The 14,858-nt window shown below is 61.1% G+C and carries 15 protein-coding genes; 11 read left to right on the top strand and 4 right to left on the bottom strand.

The genetic code is table 11. The annotated features are described in order from the left end of the window. The first annotated feature begins 55 nt into the window (after window positions 1-55). Both mobA and NR164_RS06210 read left to right on the top strand, forming a co-directional pair. Window positions 56-658, top strand: a complete 603-nt coding sequence (gene mobA, locus NR164_RS06215) for a molybdenum cofactor guanylyltransferase MobA (RefSeq protein WP_256822488.1) — start codon at window positions 56-58, stop codon at window positions 656-658. Window positions 659-737: 79 nt separating this feature from the next. Further along, window positions 738-959 carry a YgdI/YgdR family lipoprotein gene (locus NR164_RS06210; RefSeq protein WP_017849428.1) on the top strand — a complete coding sequence of 74 codons (222 nt, stop codon included), beginning with the start codon at window positions 738-740 and terminating at the stop codon, window positions 957-959. Between the two features lie 54 nt (window positions 960-1,013). Here NR164_RS06210 and NR164_RS06205 read toward each other — a convergent pair whose 3' ends face one another. From NR164_RS06205 to NR164_RS06195, 3 genes are all read right to left on the bottom strand, one after another. Continuing rightward, window positions 1,014-1,904 carry a pseudouridine synthase gene (locus NR164_RS06205; protein ID WP_128192182.1) on the bottom strand — a complete coding sequence of 297 codons (891 nt, stop codon included), beginning with the start codon at window positions 1,902-1,904 and terminating at the stop codon, window positions 1,014-1,016. Window positions 1,905-1,975: 71 nt separating this feature from the next. Then, window positions 1,976-2,311: a hypothetical protein gene (locus NR164_RS06200; protein ID WP_017529348.1), complete on the bottom strand. Its 336-nt coding sequence runs from the start codon at window positions 2,309-2,311 to the stop codon at window positions 1,976-1,978. Between the two features lie 74 nt (window positions 2,312-2,385). Next, complete coding sequence (locus tag NR164_RS06195; RefSeq protein WP_046384225.1) at window positions 2,386-2,622, bottom strand: glutaredoxin family protein; 237 nt, start codon at window positions 2,620-2,622, stop codon at window positions 2,386-2,388. A gap of 152 nt (window positions 2,623-2,774) precedes the next feature. Here NR164_RS06195 and NR164_RS06190 point away from each other — a divergent pair, with 152 nt between their 5' ends. Continuing rightward, entirely contained in the window at window positions 2,775-4,505 is a 1,731-nt protein-coding gene (locus NR164_RS06190; protein WP_026140340.1) for a monovalent cation:proton antiporter-2 (CPA2) family protein, read from the top strand. On the opposite strand, the gene NR164_RS06185 is transcribed toward NR164_RS06190, so the two are convergent. Continuing rightward, on the bottom strand, window positions 4,492-5,700 hold the full coding sequence (locus NR164_RS06185; protein ID WP_026140339.1) for an ammonium transporter: 1,209 nt from the start codon (window positions 5,698-5,700) through the stop codon (window positions 4,492-4,494). The two genes, NR164_RS06190 and NR164_RS06185, sit on opposite strands and share 14 nt — an antisense overlap. A gap of 346 nt (window positions 5,701-6,046) precedes the next feature. Between NR164_RS06185 and NR164_RS06180 the strand changes: the two genes are divergently transcribed. The 8 genes from NR164_RS06180 to NR164_RS06145 all read left to right on the top strand — a co-directional run bounded on the left by NR164_RS06180 (window position 6,047) and on the right by NR164_RS06145 (window position 14,834). Continuing rightward, the gene (locus tag NR164_RS06180) at window positions 6,047-6,361 is read left to right on the top strand and encodes a YqjD family protein (RefSeq protein ID WP_017849423.1); all 315 of its coding nucleotides are present in this window, start codon (window positions 6,047-6,049) and stop codon (window positions 6,359-6,361) included. Between the two features lie 4 nt (window positions 6,362-6,365). Then, window positions 6,366-6,755 (top strand): phage holin family protein, encoded by a 390-nt coding sequence (locus tag NR164_RS06175; RefSeq protein ID WP_017849422.1) that lies wholly within the window; start codon window positions 6,366-6,368, stop codon window positions 6,753-6,755. Continuing rightward, entirely contained in the window at window positions 6,752-7,093 is a 342-nt protein-coding gene (locus tag NR164_RS06170; RefSeq protein WP_017849421.1) for a hypothetical protein, read from the top strand. The genes NR164_RS06175 and NR164_RS06170 overlap by 4 nt, the downstream gene beginning before the upstream one ends. A gap of 92 nt (window positions 7,094-7,185) precedes the next feature. Next, on the top strand, window positions 7,186-8,349 hold the full coding sequence (locus NR164_RS06165) for an EAL domain-containing protein (protein ID WP_017849420.1): 1,164 nt from the start codon (window positions 7,186-7,188) through the stop codon (window positions 8,347-8,349). 71 nt (window positions 8,350-8,420) lie between these two features. Beyond that, complete coding sequence (locus NR164_RS06160) at window positions 8,421-9,752, top strand: deoxyguanosinetriphosphate triphosphohydrolase (protein ID WP_017849419.1); 1,332 nt, start codon at window positions 8,421-8,423, stop codon at window positions 9,750-9,752. 172 nt (window positions 9,753-9,924) lie between these two features. Then, on the top strand, window positions 9,925-10,311 hold the full coding sequence (locus NR164_RS06155; RefSeq protein WP_017849418.1) for a response regulator: 387 nt from the start codon (window positions 9,925-9,927) through the stop codon (window positions 10,309-10,311). Between the two features lie 255 nt (window positions 10,312-10,566). Next, window positions 10,567-11,190 carry a response regulator transcription factor gene (locus NR164_RS06150; RefSeq protein WP_017849417.1) on the top strand — a complete coding sequence of 208 codons (624 nt, stop codon included), beginning with the start codon at window positions 10,567-10,569 and terminating at the stop codon, window positions 11,188-11,190. An 8-nt stretch (window positions 11,191-11,198) separates the two neighbouring features. After that, window positions 11,199-14,834 (top strand): transporter substrate-binding domain-containing protein, encoded by a 3,636-nt coding sequence (locus NR164_RS06145; RefSeq protein ID WP_079443161.1) that lies wholly within the window; start codon window positions 11,199-11,201, stop codon window positions 14,832-14,834. Window positions 14,835-14,858: the final 24 nt, after the last annotated feature.

Below are 14,858 nucleotides of genomic sequence, written 5' to 3'. Positions count from 1 at the left end.
GAACAGCCCGATGTTATATCACAGGCCCCTATTTACCTGCCGCTGCGGAACCCCCATGCCCGACGATTCTTCGCCTCTGCCCTGTTCGATTCTGCTGTTGGCCGGTGGCCGCGGCCAACGCATGGGCGGACAAGACAAAGGCTTGCTGGAATGGCAAGGTCAGCCATTGATCGCGCACTTGCACCACTTGGTGCGCCCACTGACCGACGACCTGATCATCTCGTGCAACCGCAACCCGGACCGCTACACGCCGTATGCCGACCAGTTGGTGAGTGACGACAGTACGGATTTCCCCGGGCCGCTGGCCGGTATCCGCGCAGGCTTGAACGCCGCCCGCCATGAGCACTTACTGATTTTGCCGTGCGATGTGCCGCATCTTGACGCTCGACTGCTCGCCGACCTGCGCAAGACGGCGCAGCGCAATCCGCGGCTGCCGGTGATAGTGCGCCACGGCGAATTCTGGGAACCGTTGATCTGCATCATCCCCACCCACCTGCAAAGCGCGGTAGAACAGGCCTGGCAAGCCGGTGAGCGCAGCCCGCGCAAGATCTTCCTGCAGTTGGGGGGCATCGGGCTGGAATGCCCGGCAGATGACCCGCGCCTGGCCAACCTGAACACGCCTGCGCTGTTACACACCAGGCCCGACGTGTCAGAATGAACCCCGCACAAGGAACTTTGTCGACGCGCCACGCGTCACACAGTCAGCAATCAAAAAGAATTTTCTTGGAGACACACTCATGACTCAACGGACCATCGCCGCTTTCATGCTTGCACTGGGCCTCGCTACCCTTGCCGGTTGCGCCTCGCCGACAGTGATCACCCTGAATGACGGTCGCGAAATCCAGGCTGTCGATACCCCGAAATACAATGAAGATACGGGTTTCTACGAATTCGAACAGCTTGACGGCAAGCGCACCCGCATCAACAAGGATCAAGTGCGTACCGTTAAAGACCTGTAAGCCGCAACGCTTGCATACAAGGCCCGCCTCGCGCGGGCCTTGTCGTTTCTGCGGTTACCAGTCGAGCGTGATCTGGCTGCGGAAACTGCGTTCTGCACCCGTGACCGGATCGATAAAACGCACCCCCTGGGCGAGCAGCTTCAAGGGATTGGCGTAGTCGTCCACGGCATCCTTGATCACCTCGGGGTAGAACGGGTCATTGCAGATGCTCGCGCCGAGCGCCGTCATGTGTACACGCAACTGGTGCTTCTTGCCGGTCACAGGGAACAGCCCATAGCGCCATAAGTCGCCGTGGGTTTCGCGCACTTCCACGGCCGTTTCGGTGTTGCTGGCGCCCGGCCCTTCCTGCATGCGAAAGAACGGCTCGCCATCCACCAGACGGCTTTTGTGGACCAGCGGGAAGGTCAGGTTCGGCAAGGCCGGGGCGATGGCCTCGTAGAACTTGTCGATTTGACGCGTGGGAAACAACTGCTGATAGGCCGAGCGGCTTTGCGGGTTGGCCGAGAACAGCACCAGCCCCGCCGTATGCCGGTCGATGCGGTGCAGGGGCACCAGGGACGGGTTGTCCAGGCGGCGGATCAGGCGGCGCAACAGGGTTTGCTCGACGTACTCACCCGCCGGGGTGACGGGCAGAAAGTGTGGTTTGTCCGCCACCACCAGGTGTTCGTCGGCGTACAGGATGGTTTCCTGCACCGGGATGACTTTTTCGTTCGGCACTTCGCGGAAGTAGTAGATGCACAGGCCTTCCTTGTAGGCCAGGTCCTGGCGGATCGGGCTACCCTGCAGATCCAGCACCCGGCCACGGGCGATGCGGTCCAGCCACTGCGTGCGGCCGATCGCCGGGAAATGCTCGCACAGGCAGTCGAGCACCGTCGCCCAAGGGCCAGGCGGCAAGTACAAGGTGCTGGCTTGATGCTGGGACGCGGAAAAACCGGAAGTGGACATGCAGATGCTCGAAGCCTGGGAAACAGGCCGGCATTATCCCGCATGGAGCGGGATTGAGCCTAGGGCGGATCTCAGGCCTTGGCCAATTGCGCCCGCAGGATCGGCGAAGCACTGGCGGCCTCGGTAAATTCCTTGAGCCAGCGCAGCACGTCCACCGCTTCCCAACGGCCCGGATCATATAGCGCGTACAGCAAGCCCTGGTAACCCACCACATCCAACTGCTTGTGATAACCGGCGCGTTGGAACAGCGCTTCGATCTCGGCAAAGCAGGTATTGAAATGCACTTTGTTAAACGGCGTCTTGCCTTCCGTGACCAGGCCGTCGAGGCGCAGCTCGTTCACCGCATCGCGCACGACGTCGGCGGACATGCGATTAACGCTGCTTTTCAGTTGTTCAACATTCACCACGGGCGTTCCCTCTATTCAATCGCTGTACAAACATACAGTAACCCAATATTGAGAAAGCTGCCATCGCCCAAGCGCTAGAATAGGAAGGCCACCACCTGCTCCGTGTCGAACGGCCACCCCAGTTCAGCCCCGGTATCCACCCGGCGCAGCACCGGAATCGTTAGGCCATAAGCTTCAAACAAGGCTTCGGAATCGGCGATATCCACCAGCTCAACCAGCAACCCATGTTCGACCAACGGCATGATTTCTGCTTCGGCGAGCTCACACAGATGGCAACCCGAAGTAGTGAACAACTGGCATTCAGGAGGCATGACGACAGGACCTGATCAGGAATAGGCGCCCATTTTAGGCCGACTCTATAGCGCTGGCGAGCCGATAAACCCTGACCCAGATCATCATGCCCTATAACTGATTCAGCGATTCTCGCGGCTTTTTGTCCGCTCGCCCTGCAACGGAGATGCTTGTGTTCGCCAACCTGCTGATCATTCTGGCCTCATCCCTGGTGGTGATTGCGCTGTTTCGCCGGCTGCAATTGCCGCCCGTGCTGGGCTACCTGTGCGTGGGCCTGGCTGTGGGGCCGACCGCCCTCGACTGGGTGAATGACAGCGAAAACCTGCCCGACCTCGCCGAGCTGGGCGTGGTATTCCTGCTGTTTTCCCTTGGCCTGGAGTTCTCCCTGAGCAAGATGTTCGCCCTGCGCCACGTGGTATTTGGCCTGGGCAGCTTGCAAGTGCTGGGCTGCGGGTTGCTGCTGGGAGGCCTGTTGATGGCCTTTGGCGTGTCGCCGAACATCGCCCTGATGCTCGGTGCGGGGCTGGCGTTGTCGTCCACGGCCATTGTCAGCAAAGAGCTGAGCAGCCTCGGGGAAATCTTCAGCAGCCACGGCCAGAACGCGATTGGCGTGCTGCTGTTCCAGGATGTAGTGGCGGTGTTGCTGCTGACCCTGGTGCCGGTGTTCGCCGGTGGCAGTGAGCAGGCCTGGTACTGGGCACTGCCGTTGACGCTGGCCAAGACATTGTTGTTGTTCGTCGGCCTGTTGCTCGCCAGCCGCTGGTTATTGCCGCGTCTGTTCCATGAAGTCGCCGCCTCCCATTCGGCCGAGCTGTTTGTGCTGCTGGCGCTGGTGATCGTGTTGCTGACCGCCTGGCTCACGCACTTGCTGGGCCTCTCCCCGGCGCTTGGTGCGTTCCTGGCCGGCATGCTGCTGGGGGAAAGCCATTACCGGCATCAGATCGAGGCGGATATCCGGCCGTTTCGCGACATTCTGCTGGGGCTGTTTTTCGTCAGCATCGGCATGCTCATCGACCTGCAACTGTTCATCAGCCACAGCCTGCTGATCCTCGGCCTGACCTTCACGCTGATGCTTACCAAAGGCTGCGTGGTCGCGGCGCTGGTCAAACTGCGCGGCAGCGACCGCGAAACCGCCTGGCGCAGCGGCCTGGCCCTGGCCCAGGGCGGCGAGTTCTGTTTTGCGCTGATGGCGCAGATGCAACAGAGCCGGCTGATTCCGGATGAGTTCAACGGCTTGCTGCTGGCCGCCACCTTCTGCTCGATGCTGCTGACCCCGCTTTTGCTGCGCGCGGCACCGGGCATTGCCCTGCGCCTGCACCGTAAACCCAACCAGCAGGTGCAACTCGAAGCCATCACCGCGCTCAACGCCGAGTTACGCGACCATGCGGTGATCTGCGGCTATGGCCGCGTCGGGCAATCCATCGGGCGCTTTCTGCACCACGAAAAACAGGCGTTTATCGCCCTGGATGACAACCCGGAACGGGTGCAGGAAGCCGCCACCGAAGACAACAGCGTGCATTACGGCGACTGCCGCCGTGGCGCCCTGCTCAGCGCGGTCGGCCTGGAGCGGGCGCGGCTGGTGGTGATCGCCGTGGATAACACCGAAGTCGCCCTGCTGGTGCTGAAGGAAGCCCGCCGGATCAACGCCGACGTACCGATCCTGGTACGCACCCGCGACGACAGCCAATTAGCCGAACTGAAAGCCGCGGGCGCCAGCGAAGTGGTGCCCGAGCTGCTGGAGTCGAGCCTGATGCTCGCCTCCCACGCCCTGATCCTGCTGGGCCTGCCGGACCAGCAGGTGCAAGCGCGGGTCGATGAGGTGCGGCATAACCGCTACCGTCTGCTGCACGGCTTCTACCCGCGGGCGGCCCCTGACGAAGAGGCGCCGATCAATCCTGACTGATCGCACCGATCTTGTGGATCGACAGGTCCGCGCCGTAGTACTCCTCTTCCTGGCTCAGGCGCAGCCCGTGTACGCGCTTGATCACGCCATACACCAGCAGGCCGCCGGCAAACGCCACCAGCACACCCAACGCGGTGCCGATCAATTGGCTGATCAGGCTGACCCCGCCCAACCCGCCAAGGGCGGTCTGGCCGAAGATGCCGCAGGCAATGCCACCCCACACGCCACACAGGCCATGCAACGGCCAGACACCCAGCACATCGTCGATCTTCCAGCGATCCTGGGCGGCAATGAAGCACCACACAAACAAGCCACCGGCGACAACCCCCGTGACCAATGCGCCCACCGGATGCATCAGGTCGGAACCGGCACAAATCGCCACCAGCCCGGCCAGGGGGCCGTTGTGCAGGAAGCCGGGGTCATTGCGGCCAATCACCAGCGCCGCAACCGTACCGCCGACCATGGCCATCAGCGAGTTGACCGCCACCAGGCCGCTGACGCCGTTCAGGGTCTGTGCGCTCATCACGTTAAAGCCGAACCAGCCGACAATCAGAATCCACGAGCCCAGCGCCAGGAACGGGATGCTCGACGGCGCAAACGCGACCAGGCGCCCTTCGCGATAACGCCCGTTGCGCGGCCCGAGCAACAGCACCGCCGCCAACGCCAGCCAGCCGCCCATGGCATGCACCACCACGGAACCGGCGAAGTCATGGAAGCTGGCACCGAAAGTCGCCAACAACCAGGCCTGCACGCCGAAATTGCCGTTCCACACCATGCCTTCGAAAAACGGGTAGATAAACGCCACGATCAGCGCGGTAGCGCACAGTTGCGGAACAAATCGTGCACGCTCGGCAATGCCCCCGGAAATGATCGCCGGAATCGCCGCGGCAAAGGTCAGCAGGAAGAAGAACTTCACCAGACCATAGCCGTGATCGGCACTGATCACCGCCGCCGGTTGCATGAAGCTCACGCCATAAGAGATCCAATAGCCTATAAAGAAATAGGCCAGGGTGGAGATCGCGAAGTCACTGAGGATTTTCGACAGGGCGTTGACTTGGTTCTTCTGACGCACGGTGCCGACTTCGAGGAAGGCAAAACCGGCGTGCATGGCCAAAACCATGACCGCACCGATCAGAATGAACAGGGTGTTGGAGCTGTGGACGAGGGTGTCCACTGCGCTTTGCAGATTTTCCATGGAGGTTGGCAGGCCTGCGATAAAGGCAAAAAGCACCAAAGCGGTTCAAGCCAGCGTTTCGCGCACTAAATTGGCACCACCGGCTCCGCCCCTCTTCTGAGGGCGTGAACCGCTTTAGCGCAGCGATCAGCACAATCGGCCATTCCCGACAGGGTTTTTCCGCGAGTTTCAGTTATATAGGGTAAGGTTTTCACCGGTTTGCGGCCCAACCGCCCAGATTCAGCGCAGACCCAGGGGCCTGCGCACCAAGGCAAAGCAAAAGCTGTACCAGTCATTTGCAATGAACCTTCACCGATACCGGTGACTCGAAACCACACGTACCGATCAGCCACTCACGGAGATAACCATGGCCAGCAAAACAGCACAGACGGCTCAAGAAATACTGATGGCGGATTTTCAAACGCTGGTCAGTGATACTGAAAAGTTGCTGGACGACACCGCCATCCTGGCCGGTGACCAGGCCGACGAGCTGCGCGCCAAGATCCACGACAGCCTGCTCAAGGCCCGTGAAACCCTGCAACTGACCGAAGACTCCCTGCGCGACCGCAGCAAGGCCGCCGTCACCGCGACCGAAGATTATGTGCAGGCCAACCCTTGGCAATCAGTGGGCATTGCCGCTGGCGTGGGCTTCTTGATCGGTCTGTTGGCTACAAGGCGCTAATCCTATGTCTATCGGCGAATCCGGCTCGTCCACGGGCCCAAGTTCAACGTCCCGACGCCTGGGCGCAGCCGTACTGGGCTTGCTGCACAGCCATGTCGAACTGTTCGGCATCGAGCTGCAGGAGCAGAAAGCGCGCACCGTCAGCCTGCTGCTGTTTGCCGGGCTGGCCCTGGTGTTTGCCCTGCTGTTGCTGGTGGGGTTGTCGACATTGGTGATGATTCTGGTGTGGGACACCGGCTACCGCCTGACCGGAATCATCTGCCTCTGCGTGTTCTATACCCTGGCCGCTGCATTCTGCGGTGTGCGCTTGAAGGCGGCGGTGTTCGATGAGTCCACGCCGTTCCACGCCACCCTCGAAGAGCTGGCCAATGACCGGGAGCGCCTGCTGCCATGAGCCTGACTGAAATCCCACCCACCAACTCGCGCCGGGAAATGCGCAAGGCATTGATCCGCCTGCGCATGGAAATGCACCGCCAGGAAATCCGCCACGAGTCCCAGCAACTGATGGCGCCCCTGAATAAGGTGCGCAACATGGGCCAACACTGGCAGGACAGCCTGGGCATCAAGCATGCGCCGCTGTGGGGCGTGGCCGCAGTGACGCTGATCGGCTTCTTTACCGGCAAGGGCGCCAAGGGCGGCAGTCTCAGCAGCCTGACCCGCCTGGTGCGGCTGGGCGCCGGTTTGATCCCACTGATCAAATTAGCCATGCAGGGCGCCTCACGCAAAGGTTGAGGCCTGCTGGCTGCATTCTTGCAAACAGAATCGGCCCGGCCCTCGTCAACGAGGGCCGGGCACTTTGTTGCCAACGTTTTTAAGGAGGCCCCGTGATCGACGGGCAACCGCTCGCCTGCTTCCAACCCTTCATCGACACCGCCACCGGGCGCATCGCCGGCGTCGAGGCTCTCGGCCGCCTGCGCCAGGCTGACGGTCGCCTGCTGTCGGTCGGCCCGTTGTTCGCCGACCCGCGCACCTCAGGCGTGGCCTTGCGGCGCCTGGACCGGCAGATCCGCGACAACGCCTTGAGCCGTCTGCACGAGGCACCGCAGGACTGGTTTCTGAGCCTGAATATCTCACCGCGCTGGATCAATCGCCTGCGCGCCGGCCAGGCCCTGCCCAGCTTGCAACAGGTGCAGGCCCACGGCGTCGATCCACAGCGCATCGTGTTCGAGATCACTGAACTGGGCGGCGATATTCAGCGCCTGGCCGACGTGGTGGCGCGCTATCGCGAGGCCGGCGCGCGCATCGCCATCGATGACTTCGGCGCCGGCTATTCGCAGCTCGACCGCGTGCTGGCGTTGCAGCCGGACATTCTCAAGCTGGACATGCGCCTGTTTCAGGAGGCCGCCAAAGGGGGCCCCAGCAGTGAAGTGGTGCGGGCACTGGCGCAAATGGCGGAAAAAACCGGCTGCTGGATCATTGCCGAAGGGGTGGAGACCGAGGCGCAGTTGAGTTTTGCGCTGGAATGCGGCTCGCGGTATGTGCAGGGTTATCTGTTTGCCCAGGCGCAACTGGACTGGTTCGCCGCCGATGCTTTCGTGCCGCGCTTCGCCCAACTGCGTGGCGCCTACGTGCAGAAAAAACTCGCCGAACGCGGACGCATCATGCAATTGCGCCAACAACTGGCCGAACTGATGAAAATCCTCCAGACCTGGGCCCAGGGCCAGGCGCCGCTGAGCCATTTGCCGCAATTGCCGGATTATCCCTGGCTGCTGCGGTTCTACCAGTGCGACCGGCATGGCACCCAACTGACCCCCAATTTCGAATGGCGCCAGGACGCCTGGCAAGCCGACAGCCGCTACCTCGGCCACAATTGGTCGTGGCGCCCGTATTTCTATCATCTGCTGGCCGAAGGCTGGGACGAGCGCCGCTTGACGCTGTCTTCGACCTACCGCGACGCCACCACCAACCAGTATTGCCTGACCGCCGGACAATTCTTCGATAACGGTCAGCGCTTGCTGTTAATCGATATCGACGCGGTCGGCCTGTAGATTTTCGCTTGCTCCGCCCACCCGGAACCGGGAAGCTGGGCGAGTCATTCACCGCACGGAGAGTACCCGCCTTGGATTGGCCCACCCTGCTGACTCGCGAACGTCTTGGAAAGCCCCTGCACAGCCCGGAAGAATTGGGCCGTAGCCCGTTTCACAAAGACCATGACCGCATCATTTTCTCCGGCGCGTTCCGCCGCCTGGGGCGCAAGACTCAAGTCCACCCGGTGTCGAGCAACGACCATATCCACACCCGTCTGACCCACTCCCTGGAAGTCAGCTGCGTCGGCCGCTCCCTCGGCATGCGCGTGGGCGAAACCCTGCGCAGCGCCCTGCCCGAGTGGTGCGACCCGAGCGACCTGGGCATGGTGGTGCAATCGGCCTGCCTGGCCCACGACATCGGCAACCCGCCCTTCGGACACTCCGGCGAAGACGCCATCCGCCATTGGTTCCAGCAGGCCGCCGGGCGCGGCTGGCTGGACGACATGAGCGTGGCCGAGCGCAATGACTTCCTCAATTTCGAAGGCAACGCCCAGGGTTTCAGAGTGCTGACCCAGCTGGAATACCACCAGTTCGACGGCGGCACGCGGCTGACCTACGCGACCTTGGGCACCTACCTGAAATACCCGTGGACCGCCCGCCATGCCGACTCCCTGGGCTACAAGAAACACAAGTTCGGCTGCTACCAGAGCGAATTGCCGATCCTTGAGCAGATCGCCCACAAGCTCGGCCTGCCGCAGCTGGAAGAACAACGCTGGGCGCGCCATCCGCTGGTGTACTTGATGGAGGCCGCGGACGACATCTGCTACGCGCTGATCGACCTGGAAGACGGCTTGGAAATGGACTTGCTGCAATATGCCGAAGTCGAGTCGCTGCTGCTCGACCTGGTCGGCGACGACCTGCCGCAAACCTACCGGCAACTGGGCGCCCAGGATTCACGGCGGCGCAAACTGGCGATCCTGCGTGGCAAAGCCATCGAACACCTGACCAACGCCGCCGCACGCGCTTTCGTCGAACAACAGGACGCCTTGCTCGCCGGCACCTTGCACGGTGATCTGGTCGAGCATATGCACGGCCCCGCCAAGCGCTGCGTGCTGGATGCCAAGGACATGGCGCGCAAGAAAATCTTCCAGGACAAGCGCAAGACCCTGCATGAAATCGGCGCCTACACCACCCTGGAAATCCTCCTCAACGCCTTCTGCGGGGCGGCGCTTGAACAGCACGGCGGGCGCACGCCGTCGTTCAAGAACCGGCGCATCCTCGACTTGCTGGGCAACAGTGCCCCCGACCCGGCCTGGTCGCTGCACGCCTCGTTCCTGCGGATGATCGATTTCATCGCCGGCATGACCGACAGCTACGCCACCGAGATGGCGCGGGAAATGACCGGGCGTTCCAGCCCCCAATAGATGACTGATCCAGCTGCCTGTTGCCTGAACAGAATCTACCTACGAAGGGAACAGAGCGGCCTGATCGAATCAGTACAAACACCCGATGAATAATCACGCACGCTCTTAAAGGGCATAGGGCGCCTTCCTACGCCCCGCCCAATCGCCGCTTGACTCACCGTGTGCCCTTCCTATGTTCAAGAATTGCCTTCGCATCCTGTTGGTGGAGGATCACCCCTTTCAGCTCCTGGCAACCCAGTGCCTGCTCAACAGCTTCGGCTTCGAGCACCTGACCCTGGCGGAAAACGCCGAACAGGCGATCCGCTTGATGACCCAGTCCGAACGGCCCTTCGACCTCATGCTGTGCGACCAATGCCTGCCAGATCTGCCCGGGCTTGAGTTAGTCGAAATCGCCGGTCGGCGGGGGTTTATCGCAGGGGCGATCCTGCTGAGCGGCCTGCCCCTGCCCGAACTGGCGAATCTGAAGACTCAAGCCTTACAACGTAACTTGCCGTTACTTGGTTATTTATCAAAACCGTTAAACCGGGACGAACTAATGACGCTGATAAGCCCGCTGTAAATGTAGGAATTTAAACATCTCCACATAGGAAAAACTTACCACAACAACCGCTTAACCGGTGGGCCAAGGCCCGAACCCGCATCGCCGACCAAATTCTGAAACAGACGTCCACAAAGCCTTGATAGATCGTAAGGAAATACCTTTTTTAATGTAGGAATATTCCTGTTCTGTATCTACGCCCCCTCACCTCCATGCTCCCGCCTCGCCTTCTGAGCTAATGTGCCCGCTTTATTTGCACTTGCATGGAATGTGATTATGAACACAGTTTTCATCATTGATGACCATCCTGTTATCAGGCTGGCGATTCGTATGTTGTTGGAACACGAAGGCTATAAAGTCGTCGGCGAAACGGATAACGGTTGTGATGCAATACAAATGGTTCGCGAATGCCTTCCAGACCTGATCATTCTGGATATCAGTATTCCAAAACTTGATGGCCTCGAAGTGCTGTGCCGATTTAACGCAATGAATACTTCGATGAAAACCCTGATTCTGACGGCCCAATGCCCAACCCTGTTCGCCACCCGCTGCATGCGCTCGGGCGCCGATGGCTATGTGTGCAAAGAGGGCGACCTGAGTGAACTGCTGAGTGCCATCCGCGCTGTATTATCCGGCTACAACTACTTCCCCAGCCAGGCATTGAACGCCTGCGGCCCGGACAGTAATTCCCAGGAACTGGAACTGTTCAAGGCAGTGAATGATCGCGAATTAATGGTCTTGCAACTTTTTGCACAAGGTCGCACCAACAAGGAAATTGCCAAAGGTATGTTTCTCAGTAACAAAACCGTCAGCACCTACAAAAAGAGGCTTATGCAAAAACTCAAAGCCAAGTCCTTGGTAGAACTTATCGAGTTGGCAAAACGAAACGCGCTAGTGTGAGAAAGCGGATGCCCAGGCGTATAAAGGACTATCTGATCATATTGAGCGCAGGCGTGTGCTTGAGCACCTCTGTGCTCGCTGCTCAAACGGAACCGGAACACTTCACCTTACTGAGCCGCGCAGGCGCCGTTCAACTGGACACTCAACTGGACAAGACGCAACGCCAGTGGCTGCAGAACAAACGCGAACTGGTGCTCGGCGCGGCAGCTCCCGACTACCCGCCCTTCGACCTCACGGCCAGCGGACGCGACTATGAGGGGCTCACGGCCGATTACGCCGGGCTGTTGGCCAAGGCGCTGGCGCTCCCCGTCAGAGTGCTGCGCTACCCCAACCGGGAAGCCTCCATTCAGGCGCTTGAAGCCGGTGAAATCGACCTGCTGGGCTCGTCCAATGGCTTTGAGGCCACCAACCCGCTGCTCACCCTTTCAGCACCGTATGCCGTGGACCAGCCAGTGCTGGTGACACGCGAGGGCGAAACCCGCAGCCTCAGTGAGGGCCTGGCCGGGCTGCGCCTGAGCCTGGTCTATCACTACCTGCCGCTGGGCGAAGTCGAGAAGCTGTATCCCGAGGCGATCATCCACACCTACCCTTCTTATCAGAACGCCCTGAATGCGGTGGCATTCGACCAGGCGGATGTGTTTCTCGGCGACACCATTTCCACCCATTACATGATCAACAAGGGCTACCTGAAAAATATCCGCATGGCCAACTTCGGCAAGCACGAAGCCTATGGTTTCAGCTTTGCCGTGCGCCAGGACCAGCACACCCTCTTGAGCATCCTCAACGCGGTGCTGGCGGCGGTGCCGACCAATGAGCAGGAGAGCATTGCCAAACGCTGGAGTGCGGGCAGCGACATCCTGCTCACCGCGCAAAAACTGCAACTGACGCAACGCGAAGAACGCTGGCTGAAGGCGCACCCGGTGGTCCGGGTAATCGCCAACGAAACCTTCGCGCCATTGACCTTCTTCGATGCCGACGGCAACTTCCGCGGCATCACCGCCGACCTCCTGGAGCTGATCCGCCTGCGCACCGGGTTGCGCTTCGAGATCCTGCGCGCACGCGATGTCAACGCGATGATCGAGCAAATCGATACCGGCAAAGCCGACCTCATCGGCGCCATCATTCCCAGCACGGAACGCGAAGCTCAACTGAACTTCAGTCGTCCCTATCTGGAAAACTCCTACGTATTGCTCACGCGCAAGGAACCCAACGCCCCATCGAATCTTGAACAGATGGCAGGCAAGCGCCTGGCGATCACCCAAGGCAACCCTCTGGAAAGCCTTCTGCGCAAGGATTTCCCGCACATTCGCCTGGTGGAAACCAGTGATACCTTCAAGGCCTCGGAACTCCTGGCCCAGGGGCATGTGGAAGGCGCGGTGAACTCGTTGGTGGTCGCCAACTATTTCCTGTCCTCCCAAGTGTTTCAGGACAAACTGCAGATCAGCGGCAGCATCGGCACCCTCCCCGCAGTCTTTGCGCTGGCCACGTCACGGGGTGCCACCGAGTTGAGCGCGATCCTCGACAAGGCGCTGCTGAGCATCGCCCCCGATGAGCTCGGGGTGATCAACAGCCGTTGGCGAGGCTACGCCGCCGCCTCCGACAGCTACTGGCGCAACTACCACCACCTGATTGCCCAGATCATCCTCGTCACCGGCCTGCTGCTGCTGATTTCCCTGACCTGGAACGCCTACATGCGCCGGGAGATCAAGCACCGCAAGATGGCCGAACGCGCCCTCAACGACCAGTTCGAATTCATGCGCGCACTGGTCAACGAAACGCCACACCCGATCTATGTCCGCGACCGCAACGGCCTGTTGCAGACCTGCAACGACAGCTACCTGCAGGTGTTCGACGTCAAGCGCGAAGAGGTCATCGGCAAAAGTGTGATGCAGATGAGCACGGCCCAGGCAACCGAAGCGGCTCAGTATCACGCCGACTATCTGCGCGTGGTCGCCGAGGGCAACCCGCTGATCCTTGATCGCACCCTGCTCATCAATGGCAAAAAGCTGACGATCTACCACTGGATACTGCCCTACCGCGACTCCACCGGCGAAGTCCAGGGCATCATCGGCGGCTGGATCGACATCAGCGAACGACGCCAGCTGTTCGATGAGCTGCGCGCCGCCAAGGAACGTGCCGACGAAGCCAACCGTGCCAAGAGCACCTTTCTGGCAACCATGAGCCACGAAATCCGCACCCCGATGAACGCGGTGATCGGCATGCTCGAACTGACCCTCAAGCGCGCCGACCAGGGGCATCTCGACCGCCCGGCGATCGAAGTGGCCTACCACTCGGCCAAGGACCTGCTGGAGCTGATCGGCGATATTCTGGACATCGCGCGGATCGAATCCGGCCGCCTGAGCCTGGCGCCGGAGCGTGTGAACCTGCGGGAAGTGATCGAGTCGGTGGTGCGGGTGTTCGACGGCCTGGCACGCCAGAAAACCCTGAGTTTGCTGCTGGAGTTCAAGCCCGAACTCGATGACACCGACGTGCTGATCGACCCGCTGCGCTTCAAGCAGGTGCTGTCCAACCTGGTGAGCAATGCGATCAAGTTCACCGAGCGCGGGCAGGTAAAGATCAAGGTGCAGGTGCAAGCCACCGAATTGGCACAGCAGGTCGAAATGAAGCTGGTGGTCGAAGACACGGGGATCGGCATCAGCCGCGACGACCAGTTGCGCCTGTTCGAACCCTTTGCCCAGGCCGACAATTCCGGGCAATTGGCCCGCAGCGGCGCGGGCCTGGGGCTGGTGATCTGCCGCAGCCTGTGCGCGATGATGGGCGGGCAACTGAGCCTGAGCAGCGTGCCCATGGTCGGCACCCAGGTGCATGTCAGCCTGAAGATGAACTGCCTGCAGCCCATCCAGGCCGCGGATGAACCCCTGCCGGCCGCGCCCGCACCGGCGCCGGTGCTCAACGTGCTGGTGGTGGATGATCATCCGGCGAATCGCCTGCTGATGTGCCAGCAACTGGGTTACCTGGGCCACCAGTTCACCGCAGCCCAACATGGCGCCGCCGGGTTCCAGGCCTGGCGCCAGGCGCACTTCGACCTGGTGATCGCCGACTGCAACATGCCCATCATGAATGGCTATGAGTTAAGCCGCTCGATCCGTGAGTATGAGCAGCGGGAGCAACTGACACCCTGCGTGGTCCTGGGGTTTACCGCCAACGCCCAGCCCGAAGAGAAGCTGCGCTGCGCCGAAGCCGGGATGAACGACTGCCTGTTCAAACCGATCAGCCTCACGGCGCTGGAACGGCAACTGGCGCAGATCGCGCCGCAGCCGTCCGGCCCGCGACTCGACCTCAGCCACCTGGATGCGCTGACGGGCGGCGATCCGCAACTGACTCGGCGGCTGCTTGAGGAACTGCTGAGCAGCAGCTGTCACGATCGCCAGATATTGGTCACGTTGTGGGCCCAGCAGGCTTCACTGCAGGACATCATCGAGCAGGCCCACAAGATCAAGGGCGCTGCGCGTATCGTCCAGGCCAGTGTACTGGCGGCGCAATGCGAAGCGCTGGAGCAGGCCTGCGCCCGCGGCGATGATCGGGCGGTGATCGAAACCGGTATCAAGACCCTGGAAAAGTGCATGCTGGAACTGGAGCGCCTGCTGCACATGCAACTCAACGGCCTGGGCTCTCCAGGATAGGCAGGAGCGCGCCGCACGGCCCGC

The sequence above is a fragment of the Pseudomonas sp. Pse79 genome (assembly GCF_024519615.1).
GTDB lineage: Bacteria > Pseudomonadota > Gammaproteobacteria > Pseudomonadales > Pseudomonadaceae > Aquipseudomonas > Aquipseudomonas veronii.
Note: the sequence above shows the minus strand (reverse complement) of the source record. Positions and strands in the feature narration are given on the sequence as shown.

Excerpts from the sequence above, each read along its gene's own strand:
- mobA (WP_256822488.1), top strand. The coding sequence starts at position 56 with ATGCCCGACGATTCTTCGCCTCTGCCCTGTTCGATTCTGCTGTTGGCC.
- NR164_RS06210 (WP_017849428.1), top strand. The coding sequence starts at position 738 with ATGACTCAACGGACCATCGCCGCTTTCATGCTTGCACTGGGCCTCGCT.
- NR164_RS06205 (WP_128192182.1), bottom strand. The coding sequence starts at position 1,904 with ATGTCCACTTCCGGTTTTTCCGCGTCCCAGCATCAAGCCAGCACCTTG.
- NR164_RS06195 (WP_046384225.1), bottom strand. The coding sequence starts at position 2,622 with ATGCCTCCTGAATGCCAGTTGTTCACTACTTCGGGTTGCCATCTGTGT.
- NR164_RS06185 (WP_026140339.1), bottom strand. The coding sequence starts at position 5,700 with ATGGAAAATCTGCAAAGCGCAGTGGACACCCTCGTCCACAGCTCCAAC.
- NR164_RS06180 (WP_017849423.1), top strand. The coding sequence starts at position 6,047 with ATGGCCAGCAAAACAGCACAGACGGCTCAAGAAATACTGATGGCGGAT.
- NR164_RS06175 (WP_017849422.1), top strand. The coding sequence starts at position 6,366 with ATGTCTATCGGCGAATCCGGCTCGTCCACGGGCCCAAGTTCAACGTCC.
- NR164_RS06170 (WP_017849421.1), top strand. The coding sequence starts at position 6,752 with ATGAGCCTGACTGAAATCCCACCCACCAACTCGCGCCGGGAAATGCGC.
- NR164_RS06155 (WP_017849418.1), top strand. The coding sequence starts at position 9,925 with ATGTTCAAGAATTGCCTTCGCATCCTGTTGGTGGAGGATCACCCCTTT.
- NR164_RS06150 (WP_017849417.1), top strand. The coding sequence starts at position 10,567 with ATGAACACAGTTTTCATCATTGATGACCATCCTGTTATCAGGCTGGCG.
- NR164_RS06145 (WP_079443161.1), top strand. The coding sequence starts at position 11,199 with ATGCCCAGGCGTATAAAGGACTATCTGATCATATTGAGCGCAGGCGTG.